The organism is Pseudoalteromonas sp. SMS1 (genome assembly GCF_021530565.1).
Taxonomy (GTDB): Bacteria; Pseudomonadota; Gammaproteobacteria; order Enterobacterales; family Alteromonadaceae; genus Pseudoalteromonas.
In genome coordinates this window covers 129177-147330 of sequence record NZ_JAKGBI010000003.1, presented here as the reverse complement: position 1 = coordinate 147330, position 18154 = coordinate 129177, and the positions used below count along the sequence as shown (strand labels likewise).

Here is an 18154-nt window from a genome sequence, read left to right as displayed (position 1 = left end):
TTTTGGTGTGTAAATACCCATTTGCACACCAATTCCACCCAATGGCAGTGCGTTAGGAAATAGGCTGCCAAAAATAAACCATTACAACGGGAATTGAAAAAATGACTGTGAACAAACTGACCTTATCAGTATTGCTCGGTGCAGGCCTGCTTGCCCAAAGTAGCTTTGCTCTCGCCGCAGCATATGATTGGAATAATACCGCGCCTGTAAAGGTGCCAACCGCAGCAAACAATAATGGCAAAACCATTTACTTTGATGTCTCACATGGCGGTGTTGAAGGAAATGCTGACTGGGTAATCGACGGTGCATTTTCTGATTTTGCAGATGCGCTCGTTCAAGAAGGCTATACCGTAAAAGAATATCGCGGTGTTGATTTAAACAATGATGGTCGCATTCGTTTTTATGATGATCGCACAAATGGTAGCAATACCAATGAAGCCATCATCACCTATGATGCGATAAAAGATGCAGACGTATTTGTTCTGGCTGAAACCAACCGTCCTTTTACAATCGCGGAGCAAGCGGCTCTTGAGCAATATATCGCCAACGGTAAAGGCATTTTCTTCATTGCGGATCACTATGATGCGGACCGTAATTTAAACACATGGGATGCCACTGAAGTTTTTAATGGCTATAACCGCTCTGATCTAAGTAAATACAACATGGGTGGCGCCTATGGCGATTGGCGTAACCCAAAATCGGCCAACGCTGGCTGGCTAGTTGAAAATTTCGGTATTCGCTTTCGTTTTAACGGTGTTGATTACAAACAAGGCGTCAGTGGGGTTGAACCCAGTTCAAAAACAGAAGGCATCACCCAAGGTGTAGACCCAATTCTGATGGCCGCCGGCGCGACACTCGCAATCGTTGATCCGCAAAAGGCCAAAGGCCTAGTTTATTTCTCTGAAACAGACACCCCTGTAAAGTGGCGCCATGCCAAAGACCAAGGGTTGTACTTTGGAGGAAAAGCCGAAGGTCCATATGCCGCAATAGCAAAATCAGGGGCTGGCAAGGCCGCATTTATTGGTGACTCTTCACCCATTGAGGATGCAACGCCCAAGTATCGTCGTCAAGACAATGGCAACACCAAAAAAACGTATCCAGGTTGGACTGATCCGGGCCATGCTTCTGTCCTCGCAGTGAATATCATTAACTGGTTAGCGACCCCAGAAAGCTATCAGTACTTTGACGGTCAAAATGGGCATTACAGCGGGTATGTAACACCGACGCCAATGGCTTCGCAGGAGATGTCGGATCCGAACAATGGTCAACCATGGGGCACGCCTGCGTCTGGTTTTAACCCTTGGGATACGGACACTTATAAAAATAATGCGTTTAATGCGCCTTATGGCGATGGACACACCAACCCCGATCCGGATCCAGACCCAACGCCAACGCCGGGTAATGCCATTTCAGTCACCGATGCACTCGCCGCAGCACAAAACACGCCATTTGTGGTTATAGGCAAAGTTACGGCTGCCATCAATGGTATATATGGGCTAGAACTGAGCGATCTCAATCACCCTGCTACTCATATTTACGTGAAGCTTGAAAGCAATCAAAGAGCGGACTTCAACCCGCAATTAAATCCAGCCATTCTAAACCAACATATTATTGTTACAGGCAAACGCAATAGCTATATGGGCGCGCCAGGGATCCGCTACGTCACAGATCTACAAATAGCGCCATCTTACATGTCTGTTGAACAAGCTCTTGCGACCGCTCAAGGTGAGTCAATCGAGCTAACAGGTCGTGTAAAGTCTGGCTTAAACAATATCTATGCATTGATACTGGAAGATTTGAACAACACTAGCTTCACCATCAATATCAAGCTTGAAAGTAGCCAACGCACGCAATTTAGCCCTGCGCTGAATCCTGATATTTTAAATGCCACATTGGTAATTAAAGGCGTTCGTGATAGCTATATGAGTCAGCCTGGCGTTCGCCAAGTATCCAGCATTACCCTCGCATCTGACAGTGGTAGCGGCAATCCTGATCAAGGGAGTGATTTGTCTGTCTCTGACGTATTGGCGATGAATAACGGCCAGCCAGTTGTGGTCACAGGCACCATTACTGCGGCGATTAACAACAAGTATGCACTCGAGCTGACCGATCCAAATAATTCGGGTAACACACTGTATATTAAGCTCGAGTCATCTCAACGTGATGCTTTTAGCCCACTGCTTAACCCTGAGCTAATAGGTAAACGCCTGCGTGTTCAAGGTATAAAAAATGACTACATGAGTCATCCAGGTGTACGTAGTGTGAGCAATTTAACGCTGTTAAATTAATCTACCGTACGGTTAAAAGTCAAAAGGCATCCATTGCCTTTTGACTGTTATTTTTACCTTGCGAACATGCACTACTTTCTGACCGCTCTACGGGGCACTTCGGAGAAATTCTCAAATAACTTCATAACCAAATGACCTTGTTCGTTGGTGACAAACTTCATGTATGTCGTGCTTTGGTCAAAAAACAATGTATCTGGTGAAGACGGAGAAAGCTGCGCAATATACCCTTCTCCTTCTTGCGTATATAAATCTCCTTCATAATATACAATACGACGCACTGCACCACTTTCAAACTGATATTCCCCTTCGAAGGCTTGCAACTGCTGTGATGTTAAATTGATTTCTTTATAACTTGGACTTTTCAGACCAAGAGCCTTTGCCGCTAGGCGCTGCGTTAATGCCTGTGGATTACGATTCGTAGAGTTGGTTAGTACAGTAATATAAAGCGCTTCTTCCGGCACATACACTGCATCCGATACAAAACCGTGAATACCCCCGGCATGCCCAATTGCCTGATATTCCCCAATGGTGGTCGACACCAACCCGTAGCCATAATTAGAAACACTGCCATCATTCAATATTACGGGGGCTATCATTTGCTGATAGCTTTGCTCACTGATCAGAGCACCATTGGCCAGCGCCGTATACCAGATATTCAAGTCAAATACATTGGACGACAATGCACCTGCCGCGTGAGGCCAAATCATGTCAATGTAGCCAGCATTGACATAGCCTTCTGGGCTCAGTTCGTATCCTGAGACATGATGCTTGATGATTTGACGACCAGCATAATGGCTATGTTTCATATCCAACTTGTCAAATATATGCTCATCAATAAAGTCTGCGTAAGTTTGGCCACTGACCACTTCTATGATCTTGCCTAACAACACATAACCAGTATTTGAATACGCCATCGCGTCACCAGGCTGAAACTTCATCGGATGAACCGCAAACCTTGCTAAAATCTCATCCAGTGTTGCTGGTGCCTGAACTTCTCTTAGCATCAATTCGTGGTCTTCCGTGTAATTGGCCAGCCCCGAAGTATGGGTCAGAAGCTGCTCGATGGTGATGACGTGTCCTTCAGTTGGGAAATCTGGTACGTATTTGTGGATGTCGTCTTGAACTGAGAGTTTACCTCGCTCCTGCAATATCATGATCGCAGCAGCGGTAAATTGCTTTGAAATCGAACCTATTTTAAAAACATTTTTGGCTTTAAGCGGAACTTTAAGTTCAAGGTTTGCACTGCCTATCGCTTTTTTGAAAATCACTTCTCCCTTTTTGCTAATTAGCGCAACCGCGCCGGGCTCATTTTTAGATAATACATTTTTAAGTACCATTCGGTACTGAGCTTTATGGGCATTAGAGTCGCTGGCAAAAACGTTAGAAGCGCCAAACAACAATATGGCAGAAACTGCCCCTGCGATAAGAGATGTTTTCATTTTTTCTATCCTTGCTTTGATTAACACTAAGATTATTCCATCACGCTTCCTTCACATTGCCCAGTCAAAAAGTGTACAACCCTGTTACAAATTCTTGCTTATTGTGAGGTTGTGTAGCAACACGCTATATCCTTATAAAAACATAGCCTTGCGTATTCAATTTATCCCTAAGTTGCATATTGAGTGTGTAAAGGCAATAACTCGACAACGCCCCCTCGCAAACATTCGATCCCGTTCATCACCCCTTTTTCAATTATGCGCCGTTATACCTATACAAAAACAAAAAATGGCGCAGCAATCTCTAGGGAGTACCTATATGAGCAAAAAAAATCAACTTGCGATGCAATCAAATGCCAATGTGGATATGAATCCGATGCTTGATATCGTCTTTATTCTGCTTATCTTTTTTATCGTAACAGCCAGCTTTTCTAAAGAGTCGGTACTAGACGTCAACAAGCAAAACCAAGCTGCACACTCGCTCACGCCAGCGCTTACACCGCAATTTAGCATTGACGACAAGAATCAGGTTTATTTGGATGGCAGGAAAATTGATGTCGACACCATTGCAATTAATGTCGCCAAAGTTGCCGCTAAAGGAGAGATTACGGCTATCGGATTAAAAGCGCATGCATTAAGTGAACATGACACATTAGTTCAAGTACTTGATGCCATCAAGTCTCAAACCAGTGCACCCGTTTCACTGGCAAGCCTGTAAGGAGCTTAACATTGCCACGGTTTAGCAAATGCTAAACCGTGGCGTATATATTATGGGTGAATATGCACCAGATCTTCGTTTTCAATTTCGCCACGTAAATTGACATACACATCTAGGCGCGCGAAAAATGCTTGGGCGTTTGGAGTCACAGGTTCAACTATCGTATAATATGCAAGGTTCAAACCCGCCACGACTTGCTGCTGCGCCGCCAAAATGTCATATTTAACCCCTATCATTGACTCGATTTTCTCTGCCGTTTGGCGCTCTACGTCACTGAATTCATTGCGTAAAGCAACAGAGTCAAAAGAACCGATGGGCGGTACTAATACAGGTTCACTGAATACGCGATCTTTCAGTTCAGTGTATTGATCACCTTGTTGATTGATAACAATCAGCTCTAAGCGATTTACCTTAGGAATACCCGCTGCAACCACTGGTGAAACAAAGCAGTAAAACGCATAGTTTGTGCCATTTACGACTTGAGACTGGCCCGCCAATGGCTTGATATCAACCCCTGTGCGTTGATTAATATGCTCAAAGGCACTGATATATTCTTTATCAAAATCCTGAGCTAAAATGACTGGACCATACCCACCTAACATGCGATTTGCTTGAGACATAACGTTTTCCTTTTATCTCTTTAAGTGAACAGCACGCCGACCATCGTCGTGCCTTGAATTTGGTTCCAAGTGTAGACATCCTCTCAGTCCTTGTCGGTATCAGTTTGGTATCAGTTTGGTATCACCCGGAGTGTTTCCGTACGGGGCACTGTGCAACATTTGTGACACCACCGTATACAATCAAAAACACCACATTCCTTTTCGCAATTGGCGAAGATTTAGAGTCATTGCTAGGCTTAGTTACCCCCACAAAAGGAGTGACCAAAATGGATGGCCGTGTACAACTAAATAGCAGAAGACTGAAACAACTACGCCGAGACTTGGGGCTCAGTCAGGAGAAGTTAGCATGCGCATGTCAGGAGCGAGCCTTGTGTGTTTCGATTGCGACTTTAAAGCGTGCAGAGTGCGGATGTCGTGTATACCACCGCACAGCAAGGCAGCTTGCAATGTTTTATCAAATCCCAATTAAAGAGTTGCTCAGTGAGCAGACTCATTGAATCCACTCATAGCCAAGTAATGTGACAATGGGGCAGTCCATTCTTTGGTATGATGGCTTATCAACTTAGGTTTTTCCAACTCAGAACGTATCTCAGCTCATACACCCATTTTAGCCTCTATAAATTGAATCTATTTGTAACAAAATAGTGGTTTTCAAACTCTTTCTTTTTCCCTACTCTGGACTGACAGCAACCCAAGGAGACAGCAATGAAAGAATTACAGAAACTCGTAGGAAACCTGAATAAATCGGGTGCATTAAATGGCTTTTTAGGTGGGGTTGCCGGCGGTGGGTTAACCTCTTTGCTGAGTGGTAAAAAGGGAAAGAAAACCGGCAAAAAGGCCGTCAAGTATGGCGCATTAGCAGCAGTTGGCGGACTCGCTTGGAAAGCATATAAACAGTATTCAGAGCACAATCAGGCGACCAACCAACAAAGAGACGGTGCGGCCTATGATCAAGCGATGGCTGGTCGTAATAAACACAGTAAAACATTTGATTTTACACCGGCACACATGCCCCAGCAAAGTTTCGAGGAAATTGCTGAAGTGGATGGCGGATCTGGCCAACTCATATTGATGCGTGCCATGATCGCTGCAGCCTATGCCGATGGGCATATCGATGAAACTGAACGACAAAAGATATTCGCGCAAGTCGAAACAATGGCGCTGTCAGTTCCTGAAAAAGCGATGCTATTTGACGAGTTAAGGAAGCCAATGAGTTTGGTTGAGCTTGTTCAAGCGGTGCCTGATGCACAAACAGGCATAGAAGTCTATGCCGCCAGTGCCAGTGCCATTGATTTGCAACAAGGCGTGTCACAGCAATACCTGCAGACACTCGCAAATCAACTTTGTCTGCCAAGAGAACTCGTGCAATCCATTCATAAAGAGCTGGCCGCGTATTAGCTCGCTTGTGCAGAACGACTTGAGTATTGAATCCATAAACAGTGAAAAAGGCGTGTTCCCCACGAATTATCTTTGCTTAACAACATAATCTGGAAATCACGCCTGGATGTGGTTGGCTCACATGCTTACTCTATTAACATATACAATGTATTACGCAGGTAAAACGCGCAACAATTGCGTCAAAAGCATCATTATGTGCCATGTCACAACGTGCCATTAAAAAACTCAATAGATAACTTCCCTAGAACGAGTAACACCACAGGTCAATTATTGATCTCACCAAGGAAATAGCTATGAAAATGAAACTAAATAAAAAGCACGTTAAAGTTTTAGGATTGAATACCGTAAGTGTTAAACAAACCAAACAAATCGGTGGTGGACGACTTACTGGGCAATGTACCTACATGGAGTGTTACTCAAAAGGGCCTATCGTGTGTACTTCCATGCCATGTACGTAATCTTATAATGTACTTTGGGCTTCACGCCCAAAGTACATTTAATCAATTTGCTATGGCTTTTTAACCAACTTTGGTTTTTTTCGATTTGGGTAGCACGTCGTACAAATTGGACATACCGTGCCATCACAGCCTCGCGCGGTGCAAAAGTCCCGACCGTAATAAATAATCTGTAAGTGCAAGTCATTCCAGCACTCTTCAGGAAACAAGCGCTTTAAATCTTTTTCCGTCTGCGCGACATTTTTGCCATTGGTTAACCCCCAACGCTGCGCCAATCGATGAATATGGGTATCCACCGGAAATGCAGGCACCCCAAACGCTTGTGCCATCACAACGCCAGCGGTTTTATGGCCAACTCCGGGTAATGTCTCAAGCGCTTCGATATCTTCAGGCACAATCCCATCATAATCAGCCACCAAAATCTCAGAAAGTTTTTTAATCGCTTTTGATTTTTGCGGAGACAAACCACACGGACGAATAATTTCTTGAATGTCCTCGACTGATTGCAATGCCATATCAAATGGGTTGTCTGCCAATTGCCACAGTGAAGGTGTCACCTTGTTGACGCGCTCATCAGTACATTGCGCTGACAATAATACCGCGACCAATAACGTGTACGGATCTTTATGGTCAAGCGGGATAGGTGGGTTTGGATAGCGCGCTTGCAATGAGTCAAGAATATATGCGACTCGCTCTGCTTTTAATAAATTCTTTTCCGGCACGAATGTTTACCTATATCTGAATATCTTTGGGCAATGCCGTTTAATGTACACTGACGCCCTCAGGACGTCAGCATTTAATTTGTCAGCTAAGGCACGGATTACACGCCTAGGAATTGCCCAAGTGCAATGAAAAAAGGCACATTGATTAACACATTAAATGGAAATGTGATCCCCAATGACGCGGTAATGGACATACCCGCATTGGCCTCTGGTAAACTTTCTTTCATCGCAGCCGGCACGGCGATGTAAGATGCGCTGGCACCCAGTACTGCCATTAATGCAATGCCGCCAGCACTCAACCCTAATAACAGGGCCAAACCTGTGCCAGCCAAACCGCCTAACATGGGCATCAAGACAGCAAAGCTGATTAAAAAAACACTGTTCTTTTTCAACGTGCCTAGCTGCTCACCCGCAACTAAGCCCATTTTTAAGAGGAACAACGCCAGTATACCAGGGAACAGATCCACGAAGAATGGCGTTAACTTTTGGACGCTCTCGCCCCCGATAAAGCCAATGATCAAACTACCAACCATTAACAGAATGCTCTGGTTTGCCACGAGCTCTTTTTTGATAAATTCTCTGTTAATGATTTTGAAATTACCTTTGGCTAATACAAGACCCACCACAATTGCTGGCATTTCGAGCAATACAACAAACAGCGGGAAATACGCTTCATATGCGATGCTGTTTGCCTCAAGTAAAGCAACGGCTACCGCATAGGTTGCCACACTCACTGAGCCATAATGTGCCGCAATGGCACCGGCATTTATTTTATCTAGTTGACCAAAATAGCGCAGCAGTGGATAGGCAATCAACGGAAGCAAAAGACCAAACCCTATCACCGCCACAGACATCAACAATAACGCGGGATCAACATGCTGTTGCAATGCCATTCCGCCTTTTAGACCAATGGCAATCATCAAAAACATGCTTAGGGATTTATATAAGCCATCGGTAAACGGAATTTTCGCACCGAGTAGTTGAGCAATGATGCCAAGTACAAAAAAAGCAACAACCGCGTCGACCATCTATGATTTAGCCTCTGAAGTGTATGTTGCCGTGTGTTTACTCAGCGACGATTTGTAGCCAAATAGCACTGCGCCACCAAATAAAGATAATGCCAAAACGACGAACCCAACTGCGCTTGCCCCAATAACGACGCTGAAATACGAAAAGGCGAATAGACACAAACTGGTTATTAAAGGCAGGGCCAAACTCTTACACGTCATCATAAACTGCTCCTCTGTATTTTTAAGAATTTTACAAAAAAACAAATATAGATAAAAATAGATAGTAACTAATAAATACATAGATAAAAATCTAACCAAATAAAAAAGAGGCATTATGGCGTCCAGATTACATGCACACATTGGGACATTTAGACAGCTCGAAATTTTACTGGCGCTGTATGAAGGAGGCAGCGTTAAAGCTGCAGCAGAAAAGCTGTTTTTGACTCAACCAACCGTTTCTATGCAACTAAAAAAACTGGCCGAAGCCATCGATTTTCCCTTATATCAACAAGTAGGCAAACAGCTTAAATTCACTGATGCGGGGCTTGCCACCGTCGCCACAGCAAAGCAAATATTGCAAAGTTGCGAAGCGTTGGATATGCATTTATCCAACTTACGGGGCCTAAAATCTGGGACCTTAAGGCTGTCGAGCGTCACCACTGCCAAATACTTTATACCGCATTTACTTGGTCCATTTTGCGAACGCTACCCAGGGATCGATATTCAATTCACAGTCGCAAACCGTCAACAGGTCATCGAACGTTTAGAGCAAGGGCTTGATGATTTCTATGTTTTTAGTCACTTACCTGAAGGGCTAGACCTAGAAGTGATTGAATTTATGTCAAACGACTTGGTTGCCATTGCGCCCGCATCACACCCTTTCAGTCACCAACAACAAGTGTCCCTTGAGGCATTTTGCCAAGAAGACTTTTTAATTCGAGAATCAGGCTCAGGTACACGCTACGCCACCGAAGCCTTTTTTAATAGTCAAAACGTTAAACCCAATATCAGAATGACCATTGCGAGTAATGAAGCCATTATTCATTCGGTGCTGTCGAAGTTAGGTGTATCGATCCTCTCATCTCACACCCTCGCATTTGGCGAAATTCACGACGTGAAGGTGATCAATGTTGAGTCATTACCTATTCGCTCAAAGTGGTCATTCTCATGGACTAAAAAAAAGGTGCTATCTCCCATCGCCACTGTATTTCTTGATTACGTTGAAACAGAAGGCAGAGAGATTATGAAAAACGCCATTGAGCTGTAGGTGACAATACAGGCTAAAAAACACACTTTTTTTGAAAGATAATTGACGTCACCGAGGTCTGTGTTTGACAAGCCCCCTTTATTTACGTTTAGAGGTTAGATATGAATGGTATATTCAAATTAGTGACGCTCAGTGCAGTGCTTTCTTTAACAGCCTGTGGAGGCAGCAGTAGCAGTGATACCCCAACCCCGACACCGTCTGAAGACACCACCCCCCCAACAACGCCAAACACACCGCCTGCCGCCTCCGCCACTGCAACTTATGAACTGACATTCACACGCACTTGGGATGCACAAACATTTCCGACCAATTATCCAAGTGGAACCCACTTCTCTCCTGTGATTGGGCTGACACACAATGCGCAAGGGCGTATTTTCCAGCGCGGAGAAATGGCGTCTGCGGGCATTGTTAGCATGGCGGAAACGGGCTCTAAGGCGGCACTGAAAACTGAAATCAGCAACATTCAAAATCTCGGCCACTCTAACTACCTCATTGATGAATCTGGTATATCTGGGAATAGCCAAAGTGTCAGCATGACTTTTGAAGCGAGTCAAGACTTTCCGCTTTTGAGCGTAGTATCTATGGTCGCCCCAAGCCCAGACTGGTTTATTGGCATTGATAGCCTCGCACTGTTCAACGACGAACAATGGCTCACTCAACAGACAATTCAGTTAAAGGTTTATGATGCAGGTAGTGACAGCGGCGTCACTTTTGATTCCGCAAACCTTGTGACAGATCCTCAAAGCACCATCACACTTTTAGATAGTACCCGCAGCGATACAGATTTTGCGCAAGGTGTACATTTTCAAAGTGAGGCAAACATTGGTGTGATCACCATTAAACTAATGCAATAGTTGTCGCGAAGGTGAATGCGCTTTTTAACGGCCTACGTCGTTTTAAAGCGCTAAGTTATTACCGTTTTTAATAATTGGCGTAACCACCGATTCTTATCATCTCGTTGTTTGCGACTAAACCACAGCATTGAAATATCAAAATCCGCCACGGGTATGGGTGGTTGAAAGCAACCAAGCCCATTGCTTTGACTGGCAATATCAGCCATTTTTTGAGGCACAATAGCCACCAAGCGTCGCTGCTTCAACAAGCTTTGTACTGTTAAAAAGTTACGGGTCGCCACCGTGACTTGGCGTGTTAACCCCTCATTTTGTAACGTTTTATCTATCGGGGTAGATAGTTGTCCGTCTGGGCTCACCAAAGCATGATCAACCTCTGCAAACTGAGACGGCGTGAGTCCATTGTTAATATCTACCATCTCGAGATCGGCAAGACAAACATGGCGCTCTGTATAGAGGTGCTCGCACTCAAAGGCCTTATCGGGTACAGGGACACTGCCAATCACAACATCTAATTTCTCTTGCTCCGCCAACACCATGTAATTGCTGCGATTGACATTGATAAAACTGATTTGCGCATGGGATGCTTGTTGGCGAATCGCATCGTAAATGAGTGGTGCAAAGATAAACTCGGCATAATCCGTTAACCCAATACGACACACCCCTTGATACTGGCTTGGTTCAAAAGTGGCGGTAGTCAAAAGATCGTGAGTGACCAACTCTAAAATTTGCGTGACGGAAGGTGAGAGTGCTTGTGCACGCTCCGTTGGCACCATTTTATGACCTTGTCGCTCAAACAGCGGATCGTCAAATAAAATACGTAGGCGCGCTAAACTATGACTCATTGCCGATTGACTGACGCAGTTTTTTTCTGCGGCGATACTGACACTTTCATAGCGATATAAATACGCGAAAGCAACCAGCAAATTTAAATCTATGTTTCTCCACTGCACGTCCGCAAAGCTCATTCACAATCCTATTTTATTCATAGTTACAATCAATACTATTAATTTGAGTAATTATAATTCATTTTTTAACCTATACACATGCTTAAAAACGAATCTCAAAAAACGTTCATTATGTTTGCAATATTTAAACTATTTTTTATCCTTGGTTGGCTCAGCTTCGGTGGGCCTGCGGCGCATATTGGGTACTTCAGACAAACGTTTGTAGAAAAACTCAAATGGTTAGATGACCACGAGTATGGACAAATTGTCGCGCTCAGTCAGTTTTTACCAGGCCCTGGATCAAGCCAAGTGGGCTTCGCACTTGGCTACAAACGTGGAGGATTAGCAGGTGCGTGTGCGGCATTTTTAGGGTTTACCTTACCCTCTGTGCTGATCATGATTGGACTGGCACTGCTTGCCAGTCAAGCCACTGACACCACGGCTTTTCAAAGTGTCGTCCATGGGCTGAAACTCCTTGCCGTGGTCGTAGTAGCGGATGCTGCGTGGGGCATGTATAAGAATTTCTGTAAAAGCACGCTCACCGTTGGGTTATGCTTCACCACGGCCATTGCTTTGCTGCTCTTGCCAAGTATCTGGATGCAAATTGGCGTACTGACATTCGCGGCCATCGTGGGTGCCCATCACCTCAAACCACAATCCACACCTGTCGATTTGCCCGCTTTCAAGCCGAACTATATGCCACTTATTGTGTTTGTGGTCTTGCTGATCGGATTACCCATTATCGCCTATATGTCACCGTCATTGCGTTTATTCAATGACTTCTATCAGGCTGGTAGCTTGGTATTTGGGGGGGGTCATGTGGTACTGCCACTGTTACAAAATATCGTGGGTGATAATCTCAGTGAAGATGCCTTTTTAACCGGATACGCCGCTGCACAAGCTGTGCCAGGGCCCATGTTTACTTTTGCGACCTACATTGGCTATGAACTGATGCCTGCAACGCCATTGGTCGGCGCAGTGATTGCGACCATTGCCGTATTTATGCCGGGGTTTTTACTGCTTTTGGCAGTATTGAAGAATTGGCAAGCGCTAGCACAAAAGCCTCGCATTGCAGGAGCTCTAAGTGGCGTCAATGCCGCAGTGGTGGGTCTACTCGTCGCGGCTTTGTATCAACCGGTCTTTATCAGTGCCGTCATACAGCCAATGGACATTGCCCTTGTCTTGGCTGGCTTTTTCCTTATGAAGCAACTCAAACTGCCTATTATTTGGTTAGTGTTGACATTTATGTTGGCAGGCTTGGGAATGGGCTTTATCTAGCCCACAGACACCTCACAGGCAAGGATGTCTGTGCCCCCTACTCAGTAAAGTTCACTGAATTTAATTTTATCAACACAACTGCTTTTCATTCGTGCTTAAAAGCAGTATATTTGAATGATAACAATTATCATTCAAATATACTTATGTTGAGAGATTTCGTTACCCGGCCATGTCCTTGCTGCAAAAAGCCGCTGACGCTTAGCGAGCGACTACCATTGCTTAATCGAGAGAGCGTCCGTTGTAAACATTGTGCCAAACCATTAAAGCCAAATTTTTATATTATGCTGTTTAATGTTTTTTGGTTGAGCATGAGTGTATCTTGGGTCATAGAAGCAAACACCGAGCTTAACTATGTGTGGGCTTTATCAGCCGCGTTAATCGCCGTCAGTGTTATCGAACCTGTATTTGATTTGCTCTTCCCACTAGAGGAAGAGCTGTATGACTAGCACACTATAACCAAATCAGTTTTAACATAGTCAAAATCATCGATAAGCTGAGCAACACGCAAACAAGGTTAAAGACTTTGTTAATCGCAGCCCCCTGCACATAGTCACCCGCGATTTGCCAGCCTGCAATCATGCCATTAAATGAAAACACGCAGACACAGATGGTCGTTAACACTTTAAACCAAGTTGGCGAGAAAAAATCGACTAATGCTTGATGGGTTGTCACCGGTTCTAACAGCAACAAGGCAGCAACGATCATACTATATCCGACAATAAAGGTATTGCTAATACGCTGAAGAACCCACTGCTTGGTACCGGAACGCGCAATGTTTACTATCGCCATATCAATACTCCTATTACGAGACTAAGTACCACGCCTAACCCAATTGCAACGCGAGAAATCATGCATCCACTGGCTAATTCTTCAAAATAGCCAAATTCCTGAACGATATGCTTAATGGTACCCAAACAGTAATACCCAAGTGCTGTTAACAGCCCCCAGACGACAAATTGAGCAAAAAAGTGTTCACTCACGATTGCGTTTAAAGTGTCGAAGTTTTGCGCTGATTGCATCGCAAAGATCAGTAATGGCAATAATACCACCGCAGCTGCCCAAACAATGACACCACTCACACGGTGCAAAATAGAAGCATAAGCGGTAATGGGTAGTGCCATGGTTTGAATTGCCAAGTTAGTTGGCCGCTCTTTTCTCATGTTGATTACCTAGAGGTTTACTTTAGATAAATGCTAACGCAAATCATTACCACTTACAAATTCAATCTAACACACAATAACACCGCGACATGCACGGCGTTAGTTTATGGCTCAAAATACATCAAAATGCGATGTTAAAAACCAAAGGGCAAGTTAAAAGTAAAAAAGCCAATGAGCAGTGATGTCCAAAAAACCAGAAAAGCCACTGAATATGGGATCATCATGGCGATTACCTCGCCAAAGCTGAGATCTGGTTTGTATTTACGCATAAATGCCAATATAACTCCCGCATAAGTCATCATTGGCGTGATGATATTGGTGGATGAATCTGCCACACGGTAAGCTGCAGCCACAAGGTCTGGGGTCATAGCTGGGTTGACTTGATAAAGCATGGGAACAAAAATAGGCCCAAGTAGCATCCACTTTGACGTCAGCCCCCCAACGAATAGGTTTATCAACCCCGTTGTGATTACAAACCCAATAATTAATAAAATTGGAAACTCTTGTAGCCCCAGTGCCGATAACCCACTGGCACCCACATACGTGATATACGTACCAAGCCCCGAATAACCCAAAATTCCTAAAAAGTTATAACAGAAGAAGGTGAGGACTAGCACATATCCCATTGTATTCATTTGTGCGACCATTGCCTGCACAATATCTAGTAAACTTTTAAACTTGCCCGTCGCAATGCCAAATGCGGCACCAACGGCTGCGAACACAAACGTAATCAACAGAATGACATTGTTAAGATACGGCGTGATAGTTTTGCCCGATGCATCCACATAAGGAGCTAACGGACCCATCGCGAGTAGAATCACTAATGCCAGTGACAATAAAAGTCCCCAACATGCCGCTTTTAACCCTTTTTGCTCTTGCGCGGTGAGGGCAAAGTCGGCAAGGTCCAATCCCTCAGGCAGGTTGTATGACATTTTTTCTAAGCGAGGTTCCACAAACTTTTTTGTCACCCATGCGCCAATCCCTACCAGCATAAAAGTAGAAACAAAAATAAAATAATAGTGCATGGTCGCAGGCGTAAGCTCACGCCCACTCGCGTCCGTAAATGGCACTCCCTGTGACTGTGCAAAAATCTGAGCATTTAAACCAATCACCACATCGACTGGAGTTGCAGGAAGTAAGTTGGCGCTGAAACCGGCTGATACACCAGCAAATGCAGCAGCCATACCAATCAATGGGTTTTTGCCCAACCCAGCGTAAAGTAAACCCGCTAACGGGATCAGAATAAGGTAGCCGGCATCCGTCGCGATCGAGCTCATAATGCCCAAAAAAATCAACGCTGGTGCAAGGTATCTATCCTTCAATCGCGTTCCGAGCTTTTTAATTATGGCATTAAATAATCCAGAGCTCTCGGCAATACCCACACCAAGCATGACAATTAAAATGACCCCCAATATGCCATTACCAAACCCTAACCAGTTTTGTAAGAGCGCATTGTCAAAAAACCAAACAACATGTTCAGCGTCTGTCATATTTTTGATGGTATGGAGCACCGGGTTGCCATCAGCGCCCTGTGTTTCAAATGTCAGTCCTCCAATAAGCGCCGTTAAAACAAACGCTCCAAGGATAAACCAGATAAAAATGATAATTGGATCAGGGATTTTTTTACCGGCCTTCTCTATGAATGAGATAACCCCTCCCTCACTCTGTTTGACCGTTTCTGTTGCAGACACTATTTTTTTCCTACGACGAGTTAAACTTTAACTATTCCTACCTATCGGCCAGAACAGTATGCTGTGGGTAGTTTTAACACCCGCCTATGCAAATGAGAAAAAATTTGAGGTGAGTAAAAGTAGCGGCAAGATGAAATAAGGGAGGTAAGTGTATTGGTTTTAAGTACCTTTGACAGTTCTCACCCAATACACACAGCTTGTTTAATGGCGTTTTTTAGGTCCAACTCTTACTATTTCTTTACCATTTTCAAACACTTCTTGCGTCACCCAACGTCCAAGCAGTAATTGGTGATTATCGTCCAGTACCGCCACAAAAGGTCTGCCATTGCTGTTATTCGTTGCCAGCGCAATGCCTGCCACGTTTTCTAATCCCATCCCACCGTTTTCGACTAAGGTCAAAAATGACTCTAATTCATCTAAAGTACGTATCTCTTCTTTATCATCAATCATGCTAACTGGCTCTGCGGATATACAAAGCCAATAGGATAGCAGTTCTAAAATGCGGGATAAATAAAAGCAGGCTAGATAGGCAGGCAACGCGGTTGAAAAAACACTCCCCCATGAATGGAGATCACCGCGTGTAAAAGCCGCGACCACGACATGGTGAATCAAGCCGTGTGTTTGACGTTATCGCCTTTTTGTATTCACACTCACTGCCCTTATCAATTTAACATCGCTTCAATCAAAACCAATCCATGTAAATACCCGCCACTAAGTAATGAGCAAGCTAGATGAGCGCAATCAAAATGCGCCCACCTAATGGTATTAAAATATAAAAAAGTCTGCACGCCAAACGTGTGTAAGCAATAAGCTTGATTACGACATGCGATTTTTGGGCAGGCGAGTCAAATCAAGCCTGAGTATTTTGGAGCGGCGTTGATAGTTATACAGTGACTTTTTCTTTGCGGGTAAGTCGTCCACACTCACGCAGTCAAACCCTTGCTCTAAAAACCAATGAATACTACGAGTTGTCAGTGCAAATAATGACTTATACCCTCGTTTTCTGGCTTTATTGATCACCGACCTAAGTAAAAAGCTTCCCCTGTCGGCATCTCGATACTGAGGATGTACAGCAAGACTGGCAAACTCACCCACTTCATCTTCGGGGAAGGTATATAACGCAGCACACGCAATGATTAACCCATCACGTTCAATCACCATAAACTGCTCAATTTCCATTTCTAACTGCTCTCTTGAGCGACGAACTAAATACCCCAGTTCCTCCAGCGGTCGGATGAGATTCAACACCCCATTAATGTCACCGATGGTTGCGCTGCGCAATTGCTCTGAACTCTGAGGCGCGATTTGCGTGCCAATACCATCGAGTGAAAATAGCTCTTGTAGTAACGCGCCATCCTCTCGATAACTGACTAAGTGGCAACGATGTATTCCTCCTCGGCATGCTTCAATCGCTGCATGCAAAAACGCGGATGTACTTTTACAGATCGAAGCAGCTCCGCTATTTTGCGCTAACCATTGCGCCACTTCATTGGGCATCAATTCTGCAACCGCTTCGCCTTTTTCATCCAGTATGCCTGCCTCGTGGCTAAAGCCCAGCATTTTATCGGCCCCCAGTTTCAGCGCGACCTGAGTAGCAATCTCTTCAGCAGTTAAGTTAAAACTTTCCCCGGTTACCGAAGCACAAATGGGACCCAGTAAGACAATACTATTGTTATCAAGTTGATGCCGGATCCCCTCAGCATCTATACGACGCACACGCCCCGAGTGGTGATAGTCGACACCGTTGTCGACCCCTAATGGCTGTGCAATGACAAAATTGCCACTGACCACATTCAACGAAGTACCTGACATAGGCGTGCTGCTCAAGGACATTGACAACATGGCCGTTATATCCAATTGCATTGCACCACTCACTTGTTTAATGATCTGCAAAGAAGCGCAATCAGTCACCCTAATTTCATTGTGAAACTGGCTATAGATATCGGCTTGCGCAAGTGCACTGTCAAATTGAGGACGTGCCCCAAAAACCAATACTATTTTAATACCTAGACTCGTCAATAAAGCGACATCATTGATAATGCTGCGGTAACCAGGCTGATCGACAGCTTCCCCACCCAACATCACGACAAATGTTTTCCCTCTGTGGGCATTCACATAGGGAGTCGATTGGCGAAAGCCATCTACCAATTCAGTTGTACGCACAGTATTTACCTTTTTCACACAGAATGATTGAACACAACAAGTTAACAAACATAGTAAAGAATTATTATGCACAATTAAAGAATTAAAATTCGCAAATTATGCTTTTTTATATTTCGGTACATTTTTTAAAACCAGTACATTAAATATCAT

The 18154-nt window shown here is 44.3% G+C and carries 20 protein-coding genes; 9 read left to right on the top strand and 11 right to left on the bottom strand.

Translation table 11 applies throughout. The features are described from left to right. Window positions 1-101: 101 nt before the first annotated feature. A complete protein-coding gene (locus L1286_RS04390; protein ID WP_235405694.1) occupies window positions 102-2288 on the top strand; it encodes a DUF6359 domain-containing protein in 2187 nt (728 codons plus the stop codon). Window positions 2289-2359: 71 nt separating this feature from the next. Here the strand turns inward: L1286_RS04390 and L1286_RS04385 are convergent, their stop codons facing one another. Further along, window positions 2360-3727 carry a serine hydrolase domain-containing protein gene (locus tag L1286_RS04385; protein ID WP_235405693.1) on the bottom strand — a complete coding sequence of 456 codons (1368 nt, stop codon included), beginning with the start codon at window positions 3725-3727 and terminating at the stop codon, window positions 2360-2362. A 316-nt stretch (window positions 3728-4043) separates the two neighbouring features. Between L1286_RS04385 and L1286_RS04380 the strand changes: the two genes are divergently transcribed. Continuing rightward, the gene (locus L1286_RS04380) at window positions 4044-4442 is read left to right on the top strand and encodes an ExbD/TolR family protein (protein ID WP_235405692.1); all 399 of its coding nucleotides are present in this window, start codon (window positions 4044-4046) and stop codon (window positions 4440-4442) included. 50 nt (window positions 4443-4492) lie between these two features. On the opposite strand, the gene L1286_RS04375 is transcribed toward L1286_RS04380, so the two are convergent. Next, entirely contained in the window at window positions 4493-5062 is a 570-nt protein-coding gene (locus L1286_RS04375) for a hypothetical protein (RefSeq protein ID WP_235405691.1), read from the bottom strand. Window positions 5063-5121: 59 nt separating this feature from the next. Here L1286_RS04375 and L1286_RS04370 point away from each other — a divergent pair, with 59 nt between their 5' ends. From L1286_RS04370 to L1286_RS04360, 3 genes are all read left to right on the top strand, one after another. Then, on the top strand, window positions 5122-5559 hold the full coding sequence (locus tag L1286_RS04370; protein ID WP_235405690.1) for a helix-turn-helix domain-containing protein: 438 nt from the start codon (window positions 5122-5124) through the stop codon (window positions 5557-5559). 208 nt (window positions 5560-5767) lie between these two features. Beyond that, entirely contained in the window at window positions 5768-6460 is a 693-nt protein-coding gene (locus L1286_RS04365; protein WP_235405689.1) for a tellurite resistance TerB family protein, read from the top strand. A gap of 293 nt (window positions 6461-6753) precedes the next feature. Then, complete coding sequence (locus L1286_RS04360; protein WP_235405688.1) at window positions 6754-6918, top strand: hypothetical protein; 165 nt, start codon at window positions 6754-6756, stop codon at window positions 6916-6918. 50 nt (window positions 6919-6968) lie between these two features. Here the strand turns inward: L1286_RS04360 and nth are convergent, their stop codons facing one another. The 3 genes from nth to L1286_RS04345 form a co-directional block, all read right to left on the bottom strand. Beyond that, window positions 6969-7637 carry an endonuclease III gene (gene nth / locus L1286_RS04355; protein WP_235405687.1) on the bottom strand — a complete coding sequence of 223 codons (669 nt, stop codon included), beginning with the start codon at window positions 7635-7637 and terminating at the stop codon, window positions 6969-6971. Between the two features lie 98 nt (window positions 7638-7735). Next, window positions 7736-8665 (bottom strand): sodium-dependent bicarbonate transport family permease, encoded by a 930-nt coding sequence (locus tag L1286_RS04350; RefSeq protein ID WP_235405686.1) that lies wholly within the window; start codon window positions 8663-8665, stop codon window positions 7736-7738. After that, window positions 8666-8869 carry a hypothetical protein gene (locus L1286_RS04345; RefSeq protein ID WP_235405685.1) on the bottom strand — a complete coding sequence of 68 codons (204 nt, stop codon included), beginning with the start codon at window positions 8867-8869 and terminating at the stop codon, window positions 8666-8668. It abuts the gene before it with no gap. A gap of 112 nt (window positions 8870-8981) precedes the next feature. Between L1286_RS04345 and L1286_RS04340 the strand changes: the two genes are divergently transcribed. Next, window positions 8982-9914 carry a LysR family transcriptional regulator gene (locus tag L1286_RS04340; RefSeq protein ID WP_235405684.1) on the top strand — a complete coding sequence of 311 codons (933 nt, stop codon included), beginning with the start codon at window positions 8982-8984 and terminating at the stop codon, window positions 9912-9914. Between the two features lie 101 nt (window positions 9915-10015). Beyond that, window positions 10016-10768, top strand: a complete 753-nt coding sequence (locus tag L1286_RS04335; RefSeq protein WP_235405683.1) for a spondin domain-containing protein — start codon at window positions 10016-10018, stop codon at window positions 10766-10768. A 50-nt stretch (window positions 10769-10818) separates the two neighbouring features. Here the strand turns inward: L1286_RS04335 and L1286_RS04330 are convergent, their stop codons facing one another. Then, a complete protein-coding gene (locus L1286_RS04330; protein WP_235405682.1) occupies window positions 10819-11733 on the bottom strand; it encodes a LysR family transcriptional regulator in 915 nt (304 codons plus the stop codon). A 111-nt stretch (window positions 11734-11844) separates the two neighbouring features. Here L1286_RS04330 and chrA point away from each other — a divergent pair, with 111 nt between their 5' ends. Together chrA and L1286_RS04320 are read left to right on the top strand one after the other, a co-directional pair. Beyond that, window positions 11845-12990, top strand: a complete 1146-nt coding sequence (gene chrA / locus L1286_RS04325) for a chromate efflux transporter (RefSeq protein WP_235405681.1) — start codon at window positions 11845-11847, stop codon at window positions 12988-12990. Window positions 12991-13298: 308 nt separating this feature from the next. After that, complete coding sequence (locus L1286_RS04320) at window positions 13299-13436, top strand: hypothetical protein (RefSeq protein WP_235405680.1); 138 nt, start codon at window positions 13299-13301, stop codon at window positions 13434-13436. A 4-nt stretch (window positions 13437-13440) separates the two neighbouring features. Here the strand turns inward: L1286_RS04320 and sdhD are convergent, their stop codons facing one another. From sdhD to argA, 5 genes are all read right to left on the bottom strand, one after another. Beyond that, window positions 13441-13779 carry a succinate dehydrogenase, hydrophobic membrane anchor protein gene (gene sdhD, locus L1286_RS04315; RefSeq protein WP_235405679.1) on the bottom strand — a complete coding sequence of 113 codons (339 nt, stop codon included), beginning with the start codon at window positions 13777-13779 and terminating at the stop codon, window positions 13441-13443. After that, entirely contained in the window at window positions 13770-14150 is a 381-nt protein-coding gene (gene sdhC, locus L1286_RS04310; RefSeq protein ID WP_235405678.1) for a succinate dehydrogenase, cytochrome b556 subunit, read from the bottom strand. Before sdhC ends, sdhD begins: the two co-directional genes overlap by 10 nt. A 134-nt stretch (window positions 14151-14284) precedes the next feature. Further along, window positions 14285-15841 (bottom strand): AbgT family transporter, encoded by a 1557-nt coding sequence (locus tag L1286_RS04305; RefSeq protein ID WP_235405677.1) that lies wholly within the window; start codon window positions 15839-15841, stop codon window positions 14285-14287. A 201-nt stretch (window positions 15842-16042) separates the two neighbouring features. Beyond that, the gene (locus tag L1286_RS04300) at window positions 16043-16291 is read right to left on the bottom strand and encodes a hypothetical protein (RefSeq protein ID WP_235405676.1); all 249 of its coding nucleotides are present in this window, start codon (window positions 16289-16291) and stop codon (window positions 16043-16045) included. Window positions 16292-16657: 366 nt separating this feature from the next. Next, complete coding sequence (gene argA / locus L1286_RS04295; protein ID WP_235405675.1) at window positions 16658-18004, bottom strand: amino-acid N-acetyltransferase; 1347 nt, start codon at window positions 18002-18004, stop codon at window positions 16658-16660. Window positions 18005-18154: the final 150 nt, after the last annotated feature.